Genomic DNA, 16,261 nt, shown 5'->3' on the forward strand with positions numbered 1-16,261 from the left:
GTGCGTCACTCCTGGTCCCCCGCGAGAACCACCACCTCGTCGGCGGCGAAGATCACTCCCACCTCCGCGCCCTCCTCCGGAGCGTCCCGGAGTGCGCACTCCGCCTCCAGGACGGGTCCCTCGGCCGGGCGGAGCAGGACGGCGACATGGGCGCCGCGGAACGTCCGGGCCTCGACCGTGCAGACCAGACCGTCCGCCGGCGCCACGAGGCGGACACCGCCCGGGCGTACGAGGATCTTCCGCCCGCCCTGGGGCGACCCCGAGGGCACCGGGAGCTTCCCCCACACCGTGTCGGCGGCGTCCCCGCTCACCGTCCCGGCCACCACGTTGTCGAATCCGAGGAAGCGCGCCACGAACTCGGAGGCCGGCCGCTGCCAGACCTCCAGCGGGGTGCCGGACTGGGCGATCCCGCCGTCCCGCATCACGACCACCCGGTCGGCGAGCGCGAAGGCCTCGCCCTGGTCATGGGTGACGGCGAGCACCGTCGTGCCCAACCGGCGGAAGAGCCGGCGCAGTTCGACCACGAGCCGCTCGCGGAGTCCCCGGTCCAGCTGGCCGAGCGGCTCGTCCAGCATGAGGAGCCGGGGCCGGGGCGCGAGCGCGCGGGCGAGCGCGACGCGCTGCTGCTCGCCGCCGGAGAGGGAGGCGACGGCCCGCCGCCCGGCTCCCGGCAGCCCGACGAGCTCCAGCAGCTCCTCGACGTGCCGGTCCCGTTCCGCCTTCCCCACCCGCGCCGCCCCGGGCTCGTCGGAGCCGAGGCCACGCATCCGCAGTCCGAAGGCGACGTTGCCGCCGACGTCCCGCTGGGGGAAGAGCTGGTGGTCCTGGAACATCAGGCCGACGCCGCGCCGGTGCGCCGGCACCCCGGTCTGGTCGGTGCCGTCGAGGAGCACCCGGCCCTCGTCCAGGCGCCGCAGTCCGGCGACGACCCGCAGCAGCGTGGACTTTCCGCTGCCGCTCGGCCCGAGCACGCACACGATCTCGTGCTCGGCGACCTCCAGGTCCACCGCGTCGAGGACGGCGCGCTCCCCGAACCGTACGGTCGCGTCCTTGAGCGTCAGCATCTACAGCTCCCCGGAGGTCCGGTCGGTGCGGAGTCGTTCGAGCAGCAGCAGGGACACCGCACACACCACCATCAGGATCGTCGAAAGGGCCATGGCCTGGCCGTAGTTGAGGTCGCCGGGCCGGCCGAGCAGACGGGCGACGGCGACGGGCAGCGTCGGGTTGTCGGGCCGCGCGATGAAGACGGTCGCGCCGAACTCTCCGAGCGACACCGCGAAGGCGAATCCGGCGGCGATGAGCAGCGCCCTCCGTACGAGCGGGAGATCGACCTCGCGCCAGGCCCGCAGCGGCGAGGCGCCGAGGACGGCCGCCGCCTCCCGCAGCCGCTCGTCGACGGCCCGCAGGACGGGCAGCATCGTCCGTACGACGAAGGGGACACCGACCAGGGCCTGCGCGAGCGGGACGAGGATCCAGCTCGCCCGCAGGTCGAACGGCGGCTCGTCGAGGGTGATCAGGAAGCCGAAACCGACGGTGACGGCGGAGACCCCGAGCGGCAGCATCAGCAGCGCGTCGAAGCCGCGCACGAGCCGGCCGGCCCGCCGGGTGAGGGCCGCCGCCGCGAGGCCGCCGATGACCAGGGCGATGGCGGTGGCGACGAGGGCGTACCGGAGCGAGTTCCCGATCGTGTCCGCCAGCGGCACCAGGAAGGTGCCGGAGGGGTCCGTGGACCGCAGGGCCCGGTAGTAGTCGAGGCCGTAGCCGTCGGGCGTGGCCAGGGACCGTTCGACGAGGACGCCGAGCGGCAGCACGATCAGCAGGGCGACGGACAGCAGGACGACGGCGAACAGTCCCCGCTGGCCGGCGCCGCGGGGCCGGTGCGCGGTCTGCTCGGGCGCGACCAGCTGCAGCGCCGTCTCCCGGCGGCGCACGGTCCGGGCGTGCACGGCGAGGACGACGCCCACGGCCGCGAACTGCACGATCGTGAGGACGGCGGCCGTCGTCAGGTCGAAGCGGTCGACCGTCTGCCGGTAGATCTCCGTCTCCAGGGTGGAGTACGTGGAGCCGCCGAGGATCTGGACGACGGCGAAGGAGCTCGCGGTGAACAGGAACACCATCAGCGCGGCGGCGGCGACGGAGGGGGCGAGCGCCGGCAGGGTCACGGTCCGCCAGGCGGTCCAGCGGGAGGCGCCGAGGACCCGCGCGGCCTCCTCCTGACGGGGGTCGAGCTGCGCCCAGAGGCCGCCGACGGTGCGGACGACGACGGCGTAGTTGAAGAAGACATGGGCGAGGAGGATGGCCCAGACGGTGGTGTCGAGTCGGACGCCCCACCACGCGTCGAGGAGCCCACCGCGTCCGACGAGCGCGAGGAAGGCGGTGCCGACCATGACGGTCGGCATGACGAAGGGCACGGTGACGACGGCGCGCAGCAGCCCCTTGCCGGGGAAGTCGAGGCGCGCGAAGACGTACGCGCCGGGCAGCGCGACGAGCAGGGTGAGCCCGGTGGAGGCGAGTGCCTGCCAGAGCGTGAACCAGAGGACGTCGAGGATCTCGGGCCGGGTCAGCGTCTCGCCGAAGCGGCCGAACCGCCACGCGCCGTCGACGCGCAGCCCGCGCTCGACGATCGAGGCGACGGGCCAGGCGAAGAAGAGCGCGAAGAAGGCGACGGGCACGACCATGAGGCCGAGCCGCGCCGCGCTTCCCCTGCGGTCGGGAACTACTTCAGAACGAGCGACGACCACTGCTGGATCCACTGGTCACGCTTGTCGGCGATCTTCTCGGGGGCCATGGTCTGCGGCTTGTCGATCACCACACCGTGCTGGGTGAAGAGCTCGGGCAGGGTGGCGTCCTCGGCCACGGGGTTGACGAACATCTGCAGCGGCATGTCGTCCTGGAACTTCTTCGAGATCAGGAAGTCGATCAGCGCCTTGCCGCCCTCGGTGTTCTTGGCGCCGTTCAGGAGTCCGGCGAACTCGGTCTGCCGGAAGCAGGTGCCGGTGGAGACGCCGGTGGGGGCCTCCTTGGGCTGGGGCTCGGAGTAGAGGACCTCGACGGGCGGGCTGGAGGCGTAGGAGACGACCAGCGGCCGGTCGCCCTTGGCCTTCTTGCCGCCGGCGGAGCCGGAGAACTCCTGGTTGTAGGCGAGCTCCCAGCTGTCGACGGTCTTCACGCCGTTGGCCTTGAGCTTCTTCCAGTAGTCCTGCCAGCCCTCGTCGCCGTACTGCGCGGCGGTGCCGAGCAGGAATCCGAGGCCCGGGGAGGACCGCTCGGGGTTCTCGACCACGAGGAGGTTCTTGTACTGCGGCTTCGCCAGGTCGTCGAAGGTCTGCGGGGGCGCCAGCTTCTTGTCGGCGAAGTACTTCTTGTCGTAGTTGACGCAGATGTCGCCGGAGTCGATCGGGGTGACCCGGTGCTCCTTGTCGAGCTGGAGTCCGGCCGGGATCCGGTCCAGGCCCTTCGCCTCGTACGGCACGAAGATGCCGTTGTCGAGGGCGCGGGAGAGCAGGGTGTTGTCGACGCCGAAGAAGACGTCTCCCTGCGGGGAGCCCTTGGTCAGGATCTCCTTGTTGACGGCCTCGCCGGCGTCGCCGCTCTTGAGGACCTTGACCTGGAAGCCGGTCTGCTTCGTGAACTCCGCCAGCACCTCCTTGGAGGCGTTGAAGGAGTCGTGGCTGACGAGCGTGACGGTCTTGTCCGTCCCCGTCGCCGCGCCCTTGTCACCGGATCCGCCGCACGCGGCGAGGGTGGTGACGCCCAGCGCGGCGGCGATCGCCGCGGCTGCCATCTTCTTGGTGCTCACTTGGATTCCTCCTGGGTGTGACCAGGAAGAGACGCGGCCCTGCCCACCGGAAGGCGGGCAGGGCGCAACAGCTCGAGTTACGACCGAACTTCCTACCCAGAATGACCTGGGCGAGGTTCAGAGGGTCTGCGGTCCTACGGTGACCGCACTCTCAGCGCTGTGGCGCTCCCCTGTCGGAATATGGAGATGTGTTCGAGCACAGAGTACAAGGTCAGCGTTCGGACGCCGCCAGCTGTCCACAGGCGCCGTCGATCTCCTGACCGCGGGTGTCACGGACGGTGACCGGGACGCCGTGGGAGGCGATCGCCTCGACGAACGCCTTCTCGTCCTCGGGACGGGAGGCGGTCCACTTCGACCCGGGGGTCGGGTTCAGGGGGATCAGGTTGACGTGCACCCGCTTGCCCTTGAGCAGTCGCCCGAGAAGGTCACCGCGCCATGCCTGGTCGTTGATGTCGCGGATGAGGGCGTACTCGATGGAGATCCGGCGGCCGGACTTCTCGGCGTACTCCCAGGCGGCGTCGAGGACCTCGCGGACCTTCCAGCGCGTGTTGACGGGCACGAGGGTGTCGCGCAGCTCGTCGTCGGGGGCGTGCAGCGAGACGGCGAGGCGGCACTTGAAGCCCTCGTCGGCGAAGCGGAGCATCGCGGGCACGAGACCGACGGTGGAGACGGTGATCCCGCGCTGCGAGAGCCCGAGCCCGTCCGGCTCCGGGTCGGTCAGCCGGCGGATGGCGCCGACGACCCGCTTGTAGTTGGCGAGCGGCTCACCCATGCCCATGAAGACGATGTTGCTGAGCCGCGCGGGCCCGCCGGGCACCTCGCCGTCGCGCAGGGCGCGCATGCCGTCGACGATCTGGTGCACGATCTCGGCCGTGGACAGGTTCCGGTCGAGTCCGGCCTGTCCGGTGGCGCAGAACGGGCAGTTCATCCCGCATCCGGCCTGTGAGGAGATGCACATGGTGACCCGGTCCGGGTACCGCATGAGCACGGACTCGACGAGCGTGCCGTCGTGCAGCTTCCACAGGGTCTTACGGGTGGTGTCGTCGTCGCACGAGATGTGCCGGACCACGGACATCAGGTCGGGCAGCAGCTCGTTCTGCAGCTTCTCGCGGGAGGCGGCGGGGATGTCGGTCCACTCGACGGGGTCGTGGGCGTACCGCGCGAAGTAGTGCGTGGACAGCTGCTTGGCGCGGAACGGCTTCTCGCCGATCGCGGCGACGGCCTCCTTGCGCTCGGCGGGCGTGAGGTCGGCGAGATGCCGCGGCGGCTTCTTGGCTCCGCGGGGCGCGACGAAAGTGAGTTCTCCGGGCTTGGGCATGGTGCTACCAGTGTCGCAGACGCGCGCGCGTGGCCCGGAAGGACGACGGTCATGGTCGTCGCCCTAGGCCCGGGATGCCACCGGAGCCGGTCGTTTTGGAACCGCCCGCACACCCAAACAAATGTAATGTTATTGAAAGCCGCAAAACCCCAATTGAGGGAGGAATGGTCTGATGACTGAGACCAGCGGCGTCAATCAGGATGGCGCGCGTGGTGCGCCTGCCTCTCGCGGCCGGACCACCATTGCCGATGTCGTCGTGGCGAGGATCGCCGGGATGGCAGCACGAGACGTGCGCGGCGTCCATGCCTTGGGCAGCGGGTTCGCACGCTCCATGGGATCGATGCGGGAGCGGATGCCGGGTTCCGGCACCGGCAGATCCGTGACGCAGGGAGTCAGCGTCGAGGTGGGCGAGACGCAGGCGGCCGTCGACCTGGAGATCGTTGTGGAGTACGGCGCTCCGATCACGGACGTGGCCGGTGCGGTGCGGGAGAACGTGATCTCCGCGGTGGAGCGGATGGCGGGTCGCGAAGTCGTGGAAGTGAACATCCTCTTCAGCGACGTGAAGCTGCCCGACGAGGAGGACGAAGGGGAAGAGCGGCCGCGACTTCAGTAGCCGGGCCGGACGGCCGCTCGAGCGAGGAGCATGTGATGAGCAGGGCCATGGTGGGCTTGATCGCTGGAATGGCGCTGGGCTTCGCCGGGTACTTCGGCGGCTTCGAGGCCTTCCTGCTGGTGCTGGGGCTGGGCGCCGCCGGACTCGTGGTCGGGCGGTTGATGGAAGGCGATCTGGGACCGAGTGACTTCGTCCGCCGCCGTGACACCAGCTGGCAGCGACCCCGCGATGACCGGCGACAGGCACCCAGAGAGTGGCGACGGTGACCCCGGAAGAGGCTCTCCCTGGGGAGCCTCCATAGGGCCGCCTCGCACTGACCACCCGGGGGCGGAGCCATGAGGTTCTTCCTGCTGCTTGTGAGCATGGCCGTCGCGCTGGTCGTCACCGGCGCTGTCGTGGACGGCATGCTCTACCTGATCTCCATCGGGGTACTGCTTCTCCTCGCCGCCGTCCTGTACATGCTGGTGCGCTCGATATCACGCTCGCGCCGACGCCCGGTCCACTGACTTCCGACCGCGTACCTGAGCAAGGCGGCATCGAAGGGGAGAATGACGCCTCCCGCCCGGGGAAACACGGTCAGCGGAAGCTGTCCTTGCCCTTTTCCTTGATCTCCCGGGCCTTCCCTCGGGCCTCCAGAGCGGTTCCTTTGGCCGCCATGGTCTCCTTGTGCATCGCATGAGCTGCTTTCCGCACGGCCCTTCCCGCTACTTGTTCAAGCCGCGCCTTCGCCTTCTCGGTGCCACTCATGTCGGTTTCCTTTGCAGCGTCTCCGGTCCCTCCTGCCCACGGTCAGGGCAGGAACTGTGGCTGCTCGTGCCCCGATGGCCGGTTGCCAAACGAGAAGCTCACGGTGCTCGTGATTCCGAAAGGCGGGGGGCCTCATCATCACCATGCTCATCGGCATCGCCGGCGGTCTGCTCGGCGGATGGCTCGGCAAGGTTGTTCTCGGTGTCGACTCCATCGACGGACTCTTCGAACTCTCCACCTGGATCGCCGCCAACGTCGGCTCCCTCATCCTGCTCGCCGTCTACCGACTCCTCACCCGGGGCAGTCGCCGCCACGCCTGACCCCAGCGCGTCGGCGCCTCTCGCGCGAAGCGGCGCCCCTCACGGTCGAGGGGGTCGCTTCCCGCGAGAGGCGCCGTCGCGCTGGCGCTAGGTGCCGTTCCGGGGCAGGAGAGGTCCCAGGGGACCGAGGTCGAGATTGAGGTCCTCCAGGGCATAGCCGTGCTCGGCGCACAGGTCCGCCAGACGGTCGTGGAGGGCGAGGAGCGTGGCTCCCAGCTCCTCCTCCTGGTCCTCCGTGAGATCCCCCGCGTCCACCCGGCGCAGGGCCTGGCGCTCGATGAGCTGGCGCAGAAGCTCGACCAGGGTGAGCACGAGCTTCAGAAGGTCCTCCTCGACCGTGTCGCGGTCGGTGTACAGGCGGTGCGCCGCACGCGGCGTGGCGTCGCGCGGCGTCGGAGGGGCCTGGAGAAGCCGGAACGCCTGCGACATCGTGTCACCGACGTCCTTGAGACCGGGAGCGGTGGGTGAGGAGTCGTTCCGGTGCGGCTCGGGGCGTTCTTCACTCATGCGGTCCGCTCTCCTGTGCCGTCGGGGTCGGGCGGTTCTCGGAGCCGACGGACACGATGAGAGCGCGCAGGGAGATCCGGACGAGGTCGATGTCGGCGATGGAGAGAACGATGTCGCCGGTGATGACCACGCCGCCGCTGAGCAGTCGGTCGAGGAGGTCCACCAACGCCACTTGGCGCCCTGGCAGCGGTTCCCCGTGCTCCGCGAGCGTCATGAGCCGCGCTCCTCGTCGGCGTGCCCGCGCTCGGCCGGCGGCATCGCGAAGGAGTAGGGCGCCCAGGGCCCGGTCACCTCGACCCGGATGCCGTCGAAGGCGACCACCGCCCCTTCGACGGCGGCTCGGAACTGCTCCGCGTAGGCGTCGGGGACGAGGTAGGCGTCGTTGAGCACGTTCTCGGCGGGCCCGGTGAGGGCGCCGTGCCGCGTGGGGTGGCGCGCGCGCTGCAGGGCGTACCGGGAGGCGACGCCTTCGATGGCCTCGGCGGCCTGTTGCGCCTGGTGGTAGACGGCTTCCTGGGCCGTGTGCTGGGCCCGGCGGCGCTGGAGATACGCCTTTCCCGGGGTGGTGGCGGTGTCGGTGACGGATCCGGTGTCGGGCGCGGCCGCGGTGGAGGCGAGGAAGATCTTCACTCCGAACTCGGTACGGGCGGTGAGCTGGGCGAGCCGCTCGGCGAAGGCGTCGTACTGCTCGGCCAGTGCTTGGCCCGCGCGGTCGTCGTCCTGGTAGACGGTGGCCATGCGCAGGGGAAGAACCGTGGTGTGGGCGGAGAGTGCCTGCACGACGTCGTGGTGGGCGCGGGCGACGTTCTCGAGCCATTCGAGGTCTTCGAAGTGGTTCTTCAGCGCGTTCTCGTTGAAGTCGTCCCGTGGCACATGACTGGTGGCGAAGGCCACGGGTGGCGGGTCGCCGGGGCCGGCGGCATGGGGCGCGGTGACGAAGAGGACGGGCGAGCCGTAGACCCCGCGGAGGCCGGACAGGGCCTCCTGGAGTTGTGCCGTGAGCGGGGCCGCTGCGTAGACGTAGGTGAGGGTGTCGCCGGAGGGGTTCATCGCCGGCGCCCCCGCGCGGTCCCACGGCCCGTATCGCTCTCGGGTTCCGCGTCGGCGGTGGGTGGCGGCAGCTCCTGATCGTCGAGGCGTTCCCGGCGCAGGGCGTCCAGCTCCGCGCGCAGTCTGCGGTTCTCCTGCTCGAGGGGGCTGCCGGCGTGGCGGGAGGAGAGCGAAGGGTCGTGCTCCCACCAGTCGATGCCCATCTCCTTCGCCTTGTCGACGGAGGCGACCAGGATCCGGAGTTTGATCGTCAACAGTTCGATGTCGAGGAGGTTGATCCGGATGTCGCCGGCGATGACGATGCCCTTGTCCAGGACTCTCTCCAGGATGTCGGCAAGGCTGGAGGTGCTCTGCCCGTACGGCGGCGGGGCGGCACGGGAGGGAAAGGATCCGAGTCGGCCGGGTACTGGCTCAGACACGATGACGACCTCGCTTCCCCGTCAGGCGATGCGCCGGCGGAACTCTTCGATCTCTGTCAGCCGGTCCATCAGCTCGTCCTCCCGGCCGTCGAACGTCTCCTGGTCGATCTCGCCGCTCAGCAGGCGCCGCTCGAGGTCGGCGAGCTCGCGCCACACCGGAGCGGGGTCGTAGTACTCGTCTTCGGCTTTCTCCACGACCCGCTGAGCGGCCCAGGTGACGGCTCGCAGCGGTGCGACGGGAAGGGTGAGGAGGTGTGTCAGCAGTCCCATGGAGGTGTCCTCCTTTCCGAAGGGAAGCGGGGGTGCCGATCGCTTCACCGGACGAAGCTGTAGGGGGGCAGGGGGCCCGTGAGCCGAAGGTCGACGCCGTCCCCGATCTGGCGGGCCAGGCCGGCCTGCGCGGCCTCGAAGTCGTCCTTGCGGTCGTGGGGCACCAGCACCGACAGGTTGAGGAAGTCGGGACTGGAAGGCGGATGGGTGGTGTGCTCGCGCGCGTAGGGGATGAGCGCCTCGGCGAGCCCGGCGGCAAGCGCGTCGTGGCGCTCCTGCACGGCGCGGGCGACGAGTTCCCCCAGCTCGACAGGTAGCTGCGGGTCCGGTGCGCCGGCGCGGATCCGCTCGTTGAGTTCCCTCGCTTCGGGGGTGTCCCGGAGCACCTGGCGCAACAGCTCGTCCTCGTCGGCCTGGGTCGCCCTGACGTGGTACTCGGCGCATCCGTCGAGGCGCTCGAGGGTGGCCAGATACGCATCGGCGTTCTCCTCGAGGGCCTGCCGGACGACCTGGTCGTCGGAGGCGATGTAACCGAACTGCAGGGGGAGGCACACCCCGTCGGCCATGAGGCGCTCCTGCACCTCCTGGTGCGCCAGGAGGTCCCGGCGCTTGGGCCGGATCTCCTCGGAGACGTCGCTGACCACTGCGCACAGGGGACCGGCGGTGACCGTGCGCAGGGGTGAGGGCTGGGATCCCACCCCATTCAGATCGTCGACACGACGGGGGTGGTTCTCGCCGGTGATCGCGTACACGTAGAGCGCCATCGGTCACTCCCTTTCCCGTCGGACCGGGCGCCGGGCGGGACGCCGTTTCCTGGGGGCGGCTTCCTCCTCGGCTTCTTCCTCCTCCGGTTCCTCCCGCTTGCTTGAGCCGGTCAGGGACTCGGTCACCGCGTCGACCGCCCCGCTGAGCGCGCCCTTCGATTTGCCGCGGGCGCCGCCTTCCATCATGGTTCCGACCACCTCGGGGAGCTGGGCGGGAGCCTTGCGGCCCGCTTCGAGATCGAGGCGGTTGCACGCTTCGGCGAAACGGAGGTAGGTGTCGACGCTCGCCACCACGATGCGGGCGTCGATCTTGATCAGCTCGATGCCCACCAGCGAGACGCGGACGAAGACGTCGATGACGAGGCCCCGGTCGAGAATGAGCTCCAGGACGTCGTAGAGGCTGCTCGTGCCGCCTCCGCCCCTGCTCACACTGCTGCCACCCTGCGGCACCATGGTCATGGCGCCCCCTTTCCCGGACGGCCTGCTTCCTCAGGTCGGCCGGTCGATCATGCCTCGGCTGTAGCGACGGGTCCGTTCGTAGGAGACCAGTTGTCCGTCGGAGTCCAAGGCCACCTTGTAACTGGCCATCACACTGGTCGTGTCGGGAATGCGTTCCAGCTCCAACACCTCCACCTGCGCCTCCCAGCCGTCGTCGGTCGGTTTGAGCGACGAGACGGAGTCCGGGTTCCTGCCCAGCAGTTGGGCCAATTGCCCGGCCGCGGAGCGCATCGCTGACGTTGCGTCAGGAACTCCGGTCTTTCGCTTGGCGGGGGTACGGCGTGCCGGCCGCCTCTCCTGTTCCTCGCTTTCGGCGTCTGGACGGGGGCGGACTCTGCGCGGACGTGCCGGTTCTGATGCGGTCATATGTCGCTCCACTGGGGGAACACCGCTCGCTGAAACTACAATGTCAGCATATAGGGAAATATCACCGTATCGGCGGTGGGCGGTGTGCAGGGCCGCCCGAGCGGGGCCGTTTCCTCGGCCGCCGGCGCACGCCACAGCCGGCCCGATCCGCAGACCCGGACGGATTTCCCTGGGCAGAGACGCACAGCCCGCGCTGGAGCCCTGGGGAAGGGAAAACAGCTCATGCAGGACACGACCAAAATCGCGCTCGCGGCCGCCGTGGCCGGGGGCTACGTGCTGGGACGCGCCAAGAAGGGCCGTCTCGCGATCTCAGCGGCGACGTACCTCGCCGGCCGCCGTTTCGGTCTCGAACCGAGTCAGCTCATGACGCAGGGCATCAGCAAGCTCAAGGAGATGCCCCAGTTCGCCGAGATCTCCGACCAGCTCCGCAACGAGGCCCTGGGCGCCGGCAAGAAGGCGCTGGGCGCCGCGGCCAACAGGAAACTCGGCGACCTCGCCGACTCGCTGCACCAGCGGACCCTCTCCATCGGCGGCGCCGCCGGCCCCGACGAGGCCGACAGCACCGACGAGGAGGATGAGGAGCCCTACGAGGACGAGGACGAGGCCGACTACGGGCCCGAGGGCGAGGACGAGGGCGAGGGCGAGGACGAGGAGGGCTACGAAGAAGCCGAGGACGAAGAAGAGGAACAGGAGCCCGAGGCCGAGGAGGACGAAGAAGAAGAGGAGGAGGAAGAGCCCGAGGAGGAGCCCCCGCCTCGCCGACGAGCCCGGCCTCCCGCTCGCAGCACCTCGGAGACACCCGCCCGGAAGCCGCGGCGCTCGACCACGTCCAAGGCCGAACCCCCCGCCAAGAAGGCCGCGGCGAAGAAGACCACACCGAAGAAGCCGCCTGCGAAGAAGGCACCGGCGAAATCCGCGGCCGCCAAGAAGGCCACGCCGTCCAAGACCGCCGCCAAGAAGACGGCCAAGAAGGCACCGGCGAAGAAGGCCGCGGCCAGGACTCCGGCACGCAAGGCGCCCGCCAAGCAGACGGCTGCCAAGAAGACCGCGTCGAAGAAGACGTCGGGCCGCAAGCCGTCCACGCGGAGGTAGGTCATGGCACAGTCAGACCGCGCCGGCGCGCAGGAACCCAAGTCAGGGATGGACCAACTGCTCGAGGAGTTGTCCTCCTTCCTCGGAGCCCAGGCCGGACAACTCGCGGACAAGGCGTCGGACAAGCTGGGGGACGTCACCGACCAGCTCCAGGACGTCGCCGACGGCAAGGGCAAGATGTCCGACATCGCCGGTGTCGGGGGACGCCTGCTCCAGGGTGACTCGCCTCTGAAAGCGATGGCCGGCCAGGGCCTCAGCGGCCTCAAGGACAAGGTGACCGAAGCCGGCTCCAAGATGTTCGGCAAGGGCAAGAAGGGCCGCAAGAGCGGCGGCAAGGTCATCAACATCATCGAGTTCATCGACGTCGGCCTCCCCCTGCGTACGGTGTACGACCACTGGACGCAGTACGAGGACTTCAGCGGCTTCGCCAAGGGAGTACGCGACGTCTCCCGCAACGACGACACCACCAGCGACTGGAAGGTCAAGGTCGGCCCCTCGACGCGCGGCTGGAAGGCCACCGTCCAGGAGCAGGTACCGGATGACCGCATCGTGTGGACCTCCGACGGCGCCAAGGGAACCACCCGCGGCTGCGTCAGCTTCCACGAGCTGGCTCCGTCGCTGACCCGCATCGTCCTGGTGGTCGAGTACTACCCCTCCGGGTTCTTCGAGAAGACCGGCAACCTGTGGCGCGCCCAGGGCCGCCGCCTCCGCCTGGACCTCAAACACTTCCTGCGGCACGTCTCGCTGAGCACCGACGAGCCGGAGGGCTGGCGCGGGGAGATCCGTGACGGCGAGGTGGTCCGCACCCACGAAGAGGCCATGGAAGAAGAAGGCGAGGCGGAGGGCGAGGACGAGGGCGAGCCGGAGGGCGAGTACGACGAAGACGAGTACGCGGAGGACGAGGAAGGCGAGGAGGGCGAGGAGGGCGACGGGACCGGGGAGGACGGGCAGCCCGAGGACGAGGCAGAGCTCGAGGAGGAGCCCGAGGAGGAGTACGACGAGGAAGCCGACGAAGGCTATGCCGACGAGGAGGAGTACGCGGACGACGAGGACGTCCCCGAGGAGGAGTACGACGAGGAGGATGTCCCTGACGAGGACGAGGCGGAGGAGGCAGGCCGTCCCCAGCGACGTCGCCGGCGTCAGCGGTGAGGCCGGAGCGGACGACAGTCCCGGGGTGGGGGGGGGGGGGGGGGGGGGGGGGGGGGGGGGGGAGGGGGGGGGGGAGGGAGTCCTCCCATAGGGGTTTTGTGGTTGTGAGGGGGGGGGAAGGGGGGGAAGAGGTCCTGGGGGTGCCGCGCCGGCCGTCGGTGCTCCGGCGGCCGGCGCGGCCACCTACGCCGCCCGCCCGGATCGGTCCGCCGCACCGCCCGGGCCCAGGAGCCCCGTGGGGGTGAGGGCCCGCTCGTCGACGCGGGACAGGACGTGGCGGGCCCGGTGCGCGACCAGCGCGGGCAGCAGGGGGCGGACCGCCGGGACGAGGCGGAGCCAGGCCGGGACGCCGACGACGGGGCGACGCCGCTCGATCCCCGTGGCCAGCCGCTCGCCGACCCCGTCGAGAGGGTTCACCCACGCCGAGAGCCACGGCATGTTGAGCCGCAGCTCGCGCATCACCCGGTGCTCCTCGGCCGCGCGGATCATGTCGGTGTCGTGCCAGCTCAGCCGCGCCACGCCGACCGCGACGCCCCGGTGGGCGACCTCCGCGCGCAGGGCGTACGCGAACGCCTCGGCCCCGGCCTTGGACGCCCCGTACGCCGTCATCATCGGCGCCGGGGCCAGTGCCGCGAGCGAGGATATCTGCAGGTAGTAGCCGCGGGTGGCCAGCAGGGCGGGCAGGAAGACACGCGCCGTGACGGCGCTGCCGACGAGGTTGACCTCGACGACCCGGCGCCATGTGACGGGGTCGGTGCGGTCGAACGGGCCGCCCGCGGCGATGCCTGCGTTGGCGACGACGACCGACGCGGGCCCCAGGCTCCGTTCGATCTCGTCGGCCACGGCCGCCATCCGCCGCTCGTCGGTCACGTCGGCCGGCCAGACGTGGGCGGTGGCGCCGGCCTGCCGGCAGCGGGCGGCCACCCGGGCGAGTTCGGCCTCCTCGTGGCCCAGCAGGGCGACGCGCGCCCCACGGCGGGCGACGGCCAGCGCGACCTGCTCCCCCACACCGCGGGCGGCACCCGTCACGACGGCCGTACGGCCGCGCAGTGGTGAAGCTCCCGTCATGGGTCCACCGTAGGCACAGGGACGGATGGACCGCGCGGGATCGGGAACCCGCAGATCCGAGACCCGCAGACCCGACACCCGACACCCGACACCCGCAGACCCGACACCCGACACCCGCAGACCCGAACCCGTACACCCGGGACGACCGGCTTCCCGGCCGGCGTCTCGGCCGACATCTCAAGCCGACCTCTGGATCTGACTTCTCGACGTGGGAGGACCCCATGGCCGTACGACACCAGCTGATCCGCCGGAGCCCCGAGGCCGTCTGGGCCGTCCTCGCGGATCCTTCGCGCTACAGCGACTGGGTGATGGGCACCTCGGACTCGGAGCCCCTGGACGGCGACTGGCCCCAGGTCGGCGCCCGGCTGCGGTACACGGTCCGCGTCGGCCCGTGGACGGGCCACGGCGAGACGATCGTGCGCCGCTGCGAGCCAGGGGCCGAACTGGAACTGGAGGCCGTCGCCCAAGGCATCGGAACCGCCCGGATCGCGCTCACCGTGAGCCCGTGGGGCGAGGAGACGCTGGTCATCTGTGACGAGCACCCGCTGCGCGGCCTGGGCGGCCGATGGCACAACACCCTCGCGGACTCGCTGATCCAGCTCCGCCACCGGGGCATGCTCGCCCGCCTGGCCAGGACCGTCGAGAACCCGCAGGGCGAGGAGCGGACGGGCGCGGCGGGCGAAGCGTCCCCGACCCGGGCGGTGTGACCCGTGCCGGACGCCGTGGTGATCGGAGCCGGCCCCAACGGGCTGGTCGCCGCCAATCTCCTCGCGGACGCGGGGTGGAGCGTGGAGGTCCTGGAGGAGCAGCCCGAGCCGGGCGGCGCGGTCCGCAGCGACCGGGGCGTCCACCCGGACTACGTCAGCGATCTCTTCAGCGCCTTCTATCCACTGGCCGCCGCCTCCCCCGTGCTCGCCCGCCTCGAGCTGGAGCGCCACGGACTGCGCTGGAGTCACGCCCCGCGGGTCCTGGCGCATCCGCTGCGGGACGGGCGGTGCGCGGTCCTCTCCCGTGACCTGGAGGCGACCGCGGCGGGACTCGACGCGTTCGCGCCGGGCGACGGCGAGGCCTGGCGGGGCATGTACGCCGTGTGGGAGCGGCTCGGCGCGGACATCGTACGAGCCCTGTTCACCCCGTTCCCGCCCGTCCTGCCGGCGCTGCGTCTCGCTGCCCGGCTGCGGCCGTCGACCGGGCTGCGGCTGGCGCGGAACCTGTCGCTGCCGGTACGCCGTCTGGGCGAGGAGGAGTTCGGCGGGGAGGCGGGACGGTTGCTGCTGGCGGGCAACGCGCTCCACGCCGACCTGGCCCCCGAGGCGGCGGGCAGCGGAGGATACGGCTGGCTGATGTCGATGCTCGGCCAGAGCCACGGCTTCCCGGTCCCGGTGGGCGGGGCGGGAGCCCTGACCGCGACCCTGGTGCGCCGCCTGGCGGGGCGCGGCGGCGCGGTGCGCTGCGGGGAGCGGGTCGTGTCGGTCGTCGTACGGGAGGGCAGGGCGGTCGCCGTGCGTACGGCGGGCGGTGAGGAGGTGCAGGCGCGCCGGGCGGTCCTCGCCGACGTCTCGGCACCGGCGCTCTTCGGGGGGCTGGTCGCTCCCGAGCACCTGCCCGACCGGCTGCTGCGCGATCTGCGGCGCTTCCAGTGGGACTTCGCCACCTTCAAGGTCGACTGGGCGCTGGACTCCCCCGTGCCGTGGACGGCCGAGGCGGCGACGACGGCCGGCACCGTCCACCTGGCGGACGGGGTGGACGGGCTCACCCGCTTCGCCGCGCAGATCGCCACCGACCACGTCCCGGAGGAGCCGTTCGCGCTCTTCGGCCAGATGACGACCTCGGACCCCGGCCGGTCGCCCGCCGGAACCGAGTCGGCGTGGGCCTACACGCACGTCCCCCAGCACATCCGCGGCGACGCCGGGCCCGACGGCATCACCGGTGTCTGGGACACCAGGGAGTGCGAGGCGATGGCCCAGCGGGTCGAGGCCCAGGTGGAGCGCTACGCCCCCGGCTTCCGTGACCGCATCCGGGCCCGGCGGATCCTCGCCCCGACGACGCTGGAGTCGATGGACGCGAATCTGCGGCGCGGTGCGCTCAACGGGGGCACGGCCTCGCTCCACCAGCAGCTGGTCTTCCGGCCCACGCCGGGCACCGGGCGCCCGGAGACACCGGTCAGGGGCCTGTACCTGGCGTCGGCCTCGGCGCATCCGGGCGGCGGCGTCCATGGCGCGCCCGGCGCGAACGCGGCCCGGGCGGCGCTGCGCGGCCGCCTGCTGCGCCGGAGATGAAC

The 16,261-nt window shown here is 71.0% G+C and carries 21 protein-coding genes and 1 pseudogene; 8 read left to right on the plus strand and 14 right to left on the minus strand.

Annotated features, from left to right (window positions below; all coding sequences use genetic code 11):
* Positions 1–5: 5 nt before the first annotated feature.
* The 4 genes from ACZ4VW_RS24595 to rlmN form a co-directional block, all read right to left on the minus strand.
* Positions 6–1,064: an ABC transporter ATP-binding protein gene (locus ACZ4VW_RS24595; RefSeq protein WP_467965898.1), complete on the minus strand. Its 1,059-nt coding sequence runs from the start codon at positions 1,062–1,064 to the stop codon at positions 6–8.
* On the minus strand, positions 1,065–2,678 hold the full coding sequence (locus ACZ4VW_RS24600) for an ABC transporter permease (RefSeq protein WP_467965900.1): 1,614 nt from the start codon (positions 2,676–2,678) through the stop codon (positions 1,065–1,067).
* A gap of 38 nt (positions 2,679–2,716) precedes the next feature.
* Complete coding sequence (locus ACZ4VW_RS24605) at positions 2,717–3,784, minus strand: thiamine ABC transporter substrate-binding protein (protein WP_467966127.1); 1,068 nt, start codon at positions 3,782–3,784, stop codon at positions 2,717–2,719.
* A 226-nt stretch (positions 3,785–4,010) separates the two neighbouring features.
* A complete protein-coding gene (gene rlmN / locus ACZ4VW_RS24610; protein WP_467965902.1) occupies positions 4,011–5,117 on the minus strand; it encodes a dual-specificity RNA methyltransferase RlmN in 1,107 nt (368 codons plus the stop codon).
* A gap of 172 nt (positions 5,118–5,289) precedes the next feature.
* Between rlmN and ACZ4VW_RS24615 the strand changes: the two genes are divergently transcribed.
* The 3 genes from ACZ4VW_RS24615 (at position 5,290) to ACZ4VW_RS24625 (ending at position 6,236) form a co-directional block, all read left to right on the plus strand.
* Entirely contained in the window at positions 5,290–5,730 is a 441-nt protein-coding gene (locus tag ACZ4VW_RS24615) for an Asp23/Gls24 family envelope stress response protein (RefSeq protein WP_467965904.1), read from the plus strand.
* A 35-nt stretch (positions 5,731–5,765) separates the two neighbouring features.
* Positions 5,766–5,996 (plus strand): hypothetical protein, encoded by a 231-nt coding sequence (locus ACZ4VW_RS24620; RefSeq protein WP_467965906.1) that lies wholly within the window; start codon positions 5,766–5,768, stop codon positions 5,994–5,996.
* A gap of 69 nt (positions 5,997–6,065) precedes the next feature.
* On the plus strand, positions 6,066–6,236 hold the full coding sequence (locus ACZ4VW_RS24625) for a hypothetical protein (protein ID WP_467965908.1): 171 nt from the start codon (positions 6,066–6,068) through the stop codon (positions 6,234–6,236).
* Positions 6,237–6,306: 70 nt separating this feature from the next.
* Here the strand turns inward: ACZ4VW_RS24625 and ACZ4VW_RS24630 are convergent, their stop codons facing one another.
* Positions 6,307–6,477, minus strand: a complete 171-nt coding sequence (locus tag ACZ4VW_RS24630) for a hypothetical protein (protein ID WP_467965910.1) — start codon at positions 6,475–6,477, stop codon at positions 6,307–6,309.
* Positions 6,478–6,602: 125 nt separating this feature from the next.
* On the opposite strand from ACZ4VW_RS24630, the pseudogene ACZ4VW_RS24635 reads away from it, so the two are divergent.
* A pseudogene (locus tag ACZ4VW_RS24635) lies at positions 6,603–6,797 on the plus strand (GlsB/YeaQ/YmgE family stress response membrane protein); the annotation flags it as partial.
* Between the two features lie 87 nt (positions 6,798–6,884).
* On the opposite strand, the gene ACZ4VW_RS24640 reads toward ACZ4VW_RS24635, so the two are convergent.
* Genes ACZ4VW_RS24640 through ACZ4VW_RS24675 form a run of 8 tightly spaced genes read right to left on the minus strand, consistent with a single transcriptional unit; the run spans position 6,885 to position 10,671 of the window.
* Entirely contained in the window at positions 6,885–7,304 is a 420-nt protein-coding gene (locus ACZ4VW_RS24640; RefSeq protein WP_467965912.1) for a gas vesicle protein K, read from the minus strand.
* Complete coding sequence (locus ACZ4VW_RS24645; protein ID WP_467965914.1) at positions 7,297–7,518, minus strand: gas vesicle protein; 222 nt, start codon at positions 7,516–7,518, stop codon at positions 7,297–7,299. The genes ACZ4VW_RS24640 and ACZ4VW_RS24645 overlap by 8 nt, the downstream gene beginning before the upstream one ends.
* The gene (locus tag ACZ4VW_RS24650; RefSeq protein WP_467965916.1) at positions 7,515–8,354 is read right to left on the minus strand and encodes a GvpL/GvpF family gas vesicle protein; all 840 of its coding nucleotides are present in this window, start codon (positions 8,352–8,354) and stop codon (positions 7,515–7,517) included. The genes ACZ4VW_RS24645 and ACZ4VW_RS24650 overlap by 4 nt, the downstream gene beginning before the upstream one ends.
* Positions 8,351–8,773 carry a gas vesicle protein gene (locus ACZ4VW_RS24655; RefSeq protein ID WP_467965918.1) on the minus strand — a complete coding sequence of 141 codons (423 nt, stop codon included), beginning with the start codon at positions 8,771–8,773 and terminating at the stop codon, positions 8,351–8,353. Before ACZ4VW_RS24655 ends, ACZ4VW_RS24650 begins: the two co-directional genes overlap by 4 nt.
* A gap of 21 nt (positions 8,774–8,794) precedes the next feature.
* Positions 8,795–9,043: a gas vesicle protein GvpG gene (locus ACZ4VW_RS24660; RefSeq protein WP_467965920.1), complete on the minus strand. Its 249-nt coding sequence runs from the start codon at positions 9,041–9,043 to the stop codon at positions 8,795–8,797.
* A 44-nt stretch (positions 9,044–9,087) separates the two neighbouring features.
* Positions 9,088–9,807 carry a GvpL/GvpF family gas vesicle protein gene (locus tag ACZ4VW_RS24665; RefSeq protein WP_467965922.1) on the minus strand — a complete coding sequence of 240 codons (720 nt, stop codon included), beginning with the start codon at positions 9,805–9,807 and terminating at the stop codon, positions 9,088–9,090.
* 3 nt (positions 9,808–9,810) lie between these two features.
* Positions 9,811–10,266 (minus strand): gas vesicle protein GvpJ, encoded by a 456-nt coding sequence (gvpJ, locus tag ACZ4VW_RS24670; protein WP_467965924.1) that lies wholly within the window; start codon positions 10,264–10,266, stop codon positions 9,811–9,813.
* A 30-nt stretch (positions 10,267–10,296) separates the two neighbouring features.
* Positions 10,297–10,671, minus strand: coding sequence for a gas vesicle protein GvpO (locus ACZ4VW_RS24675; RefSeq protein WP_467965926.1), 375 nt, complete (start codon positions 10,669–10,671; stop codon positions 10,297–10,299).
* A 222-nt stretch (positions 10,672–10,893) separates the two neighbouring features.
* Here ACZ4VW_RS24675 and ACZ4VW_RS24680 point away from each other — a divergent pair, with 222 nt between their 5' ends.
* Both ACZ4VW_RS24680 and ACZ4VW_RS24685 read left to right on the plus strand, forming a co-directional pair.
* Complete coding sequence (locus tag ACZ4VW_RS24680) at positions 10,894–11,763, plus strand: histone protein (RefSeq protein WP_467965928.1); 870 nt, start codon at positions 10,894–10,896, stop codon at positions 11,761–11,763.
* Between the two features lie 3 nt (positions 11,764–11,766).
* Entirely contained in the window at positions 11,767–12,912 is a 1,146-nt protein-coding gene (locus ACZ4VW_RS24685; protein WP_467965930.1) for an SRPBCC family protein, read from the plus strand.
* A 183-nt stretch (positions 12,913–13,095) separates the two neighbouring features.
* Here the strand turns inward: ACZ4VW_RS24685 and ACZ4VW_RS24690 are convergent, their stop codons facing one another.
* Positions 13,096–13,980 carry an SDR family oxidoreductase gene (locus tag ACZ4VW_RS24690; protein ID WP_467965932.1) on the minus strand — a complete coding sequence of 295 codons (885 nt, stop codon included), beginning with the start codon at positions 13,978–13,980 and terminating at the stop codon, positions 13,096–13,098.
* A gap of 221 nt (positions 13,981–14,201) precedes the next feature.
* On the opposite strand from ACZ4VW_RS24690, the gene ACZ4VW_RS24695 reads away from it, so the two are divergent.
* Both ACZ4VW_RS24695 and ACZ4VW_RS24700 read left to right on the plus strand, forming a co-directional pair.
* Positions 14,202–14,687 carry an SRPBCC family protein gene (locus ACZ4VW_RS24695; RefSeq protein ID WP_467965934.1) on the plus strand — a complete coding sequence of 162 codons (486 nt, stop codon included), beginning with the start codon at positions 14,202–14,204 and terminating at the stop codon, positions 14,685–14,687.
* Between the two features lie 3 nt (positions 14,688–14,690).
* On the plus strand, positions 14,691–16,259 hold the full coding sequence (locus ACZ4VW_RS24700; protein WP_467965936.1) for a phytoene desaturase family protein: 1,569 nt from the start codon (positions 14,691–14,693) through the stop codon (positions 16,257–16,259).
* The last annotated feature ends 2 nt before the right edge of the window (positions 16,260–16,261 follow it).

It is taken from the genome of Streptomyces sp. NPDC029139 (assembly GCF_055564335.1).

Excerpts from the sequence above, each read along its gene's own strand:
- ACZ4VW_RS24595 (WP_467965898.1), bottom strand. The coding sequence starts at position 1,064 with ATGCTGACGCTCAAGGACGCGACCGTACGGTTCGGGGAGCGCGCCGTC.
- ACZ4VW_RS24600 (WP_467965900.1), bottom strand. The coding sequence starts at position 2,678 with ATGGTCGTGCCCGTCGCCTTCTTCGCGCTCTTCTTCGCCTGGCCCGTC.
- ACZ4VW_RS24605 (WP_467966127.1), bottom strand. The coding sequence starts at position 3,784 with ATGGCAGCCGCGGCGATCGCCGCCGCGCTGGGCGTCACCACCCTCGCC.
- rlmN (WP_467965902.1), bottom strand. The coding sequence starts at position 5,117 with ATGCCCAAGCCCGGAGAACTCACTTTCGTCGCGCCCCGCGGAGCCAAG.
- ACZ4VW_RS24615 (WP_467965904.1), top strand. The coding sequence starts at position 5,290 with ATGACTGAGACCAGCGGCGTCAATCAGGATGGCGCGCGTGGTGCGCCT.
- ACZ4VW_RS24620 (WP_467965906.1), top strand. The coding sequence starts at position 5,766 with ATGAGCAGGGCCATGGTGGGCTTGATCGCTGGAATGGCGCTGGGCTTC.
- ACZ4VW_RS24625 (WP_467965908.1), top strand. The coding sequence starts at position 6,066 with ATGAGGTTCTTCCTGCTGCTTGTGAGCATGGCCGTCGCGCTGGTCGTC.
- ACZ4VW_RS24630 (WP_467965910.1), bottom strand. The coding sequence starts at position 6,477 with ATGAGTGGCACCGAGAAGGCGAAGGCGCGGCTTGAACAAGTAGCGGGA.
- ACZ4VW_RS24640 (WP_467965912.1), bottom strand. The coding sequence starts at position 7,304 with ATGAGTGAAGAACGCCCCGAGCCGCACCGGAACGACTCCTCACCCACC.
- ACZ4VW_RS24645 (WP_467965914.1), bottom strand. The coding sequence starts at position 7,518 with ATGACGCTCGCGGAGCACGGGGAACCGCTGCCAGGGCGCCAAGTGGCG.
- ACZ4VW_RS24650 (WP_467965916.1), bottom strand. The coding sequence starts at position 8,354 with ATGAACCCCTCCGGCGACACCCTCACCTACGTCTACGCAGCGGCCCCG.
- ACZ4VW_RS24660 (WP_467965920.1), bottom strand. The coding sequence starts at position 9,043 with ATGGGACTGCTGACACACCTCCTCACCCTTCCCGTCGCACCGCTGCGA.
- ACZ4VW_RS24665 (WP_467965922.1), bottom strand. The coding sequence starts at position 9,807 with ATGGCGCTCTACGTGTACGCGATCACCGGCGAGAACCACCCCCGTCGT.
- gvpJ (WP_467965924.1), bottom strand. The coding sequence starts at position 10,266 with ATGACCATGGTGCCGCAGGGTGGCAGCAGTGTGAGCAGGGGCGGAGGC.
- ACZ4VW_RS24675 (WP_467965926.1), bottom strand. The coding sequence starts at position 10,671 with ATGACCGCATCAGAACCGGCACGTCCGCGCAGAGTCCGCCCCCGTCCA.
- ACZ4VW_RS24680 (WP_467965928.1), top strand. The coding sequence starts at position 10,894 with ATGCAGGACACGACCAAAATCGCGCTCGCGGCCGCCGTGGCCGGGGGC.
- ACZ4VW_RS24685 (WP_467965930.1), top strand. The coding sequence starts at position 11,767 with ATGGCACAGTCAGACCGCGCCGGCGCGCAGGAACCCAAGTCAGGGATG.
- ACZ4VW_RS24690 (WP_467965932.1), bottom strand. The coding sequence starts at position 13,980 with ATGACGGGAGCTTCACCACTGCGCGGCCGTACGGCCGTCGTGACGGGT.
- ACZ4VW_RS24695 (WP_467965934.1), top strand. The coding sequence starts at position 14,202 with ATGGCCGTACGACACCAGCTGATCCGCCGGAGCCCCGAGGCCGTCTGG.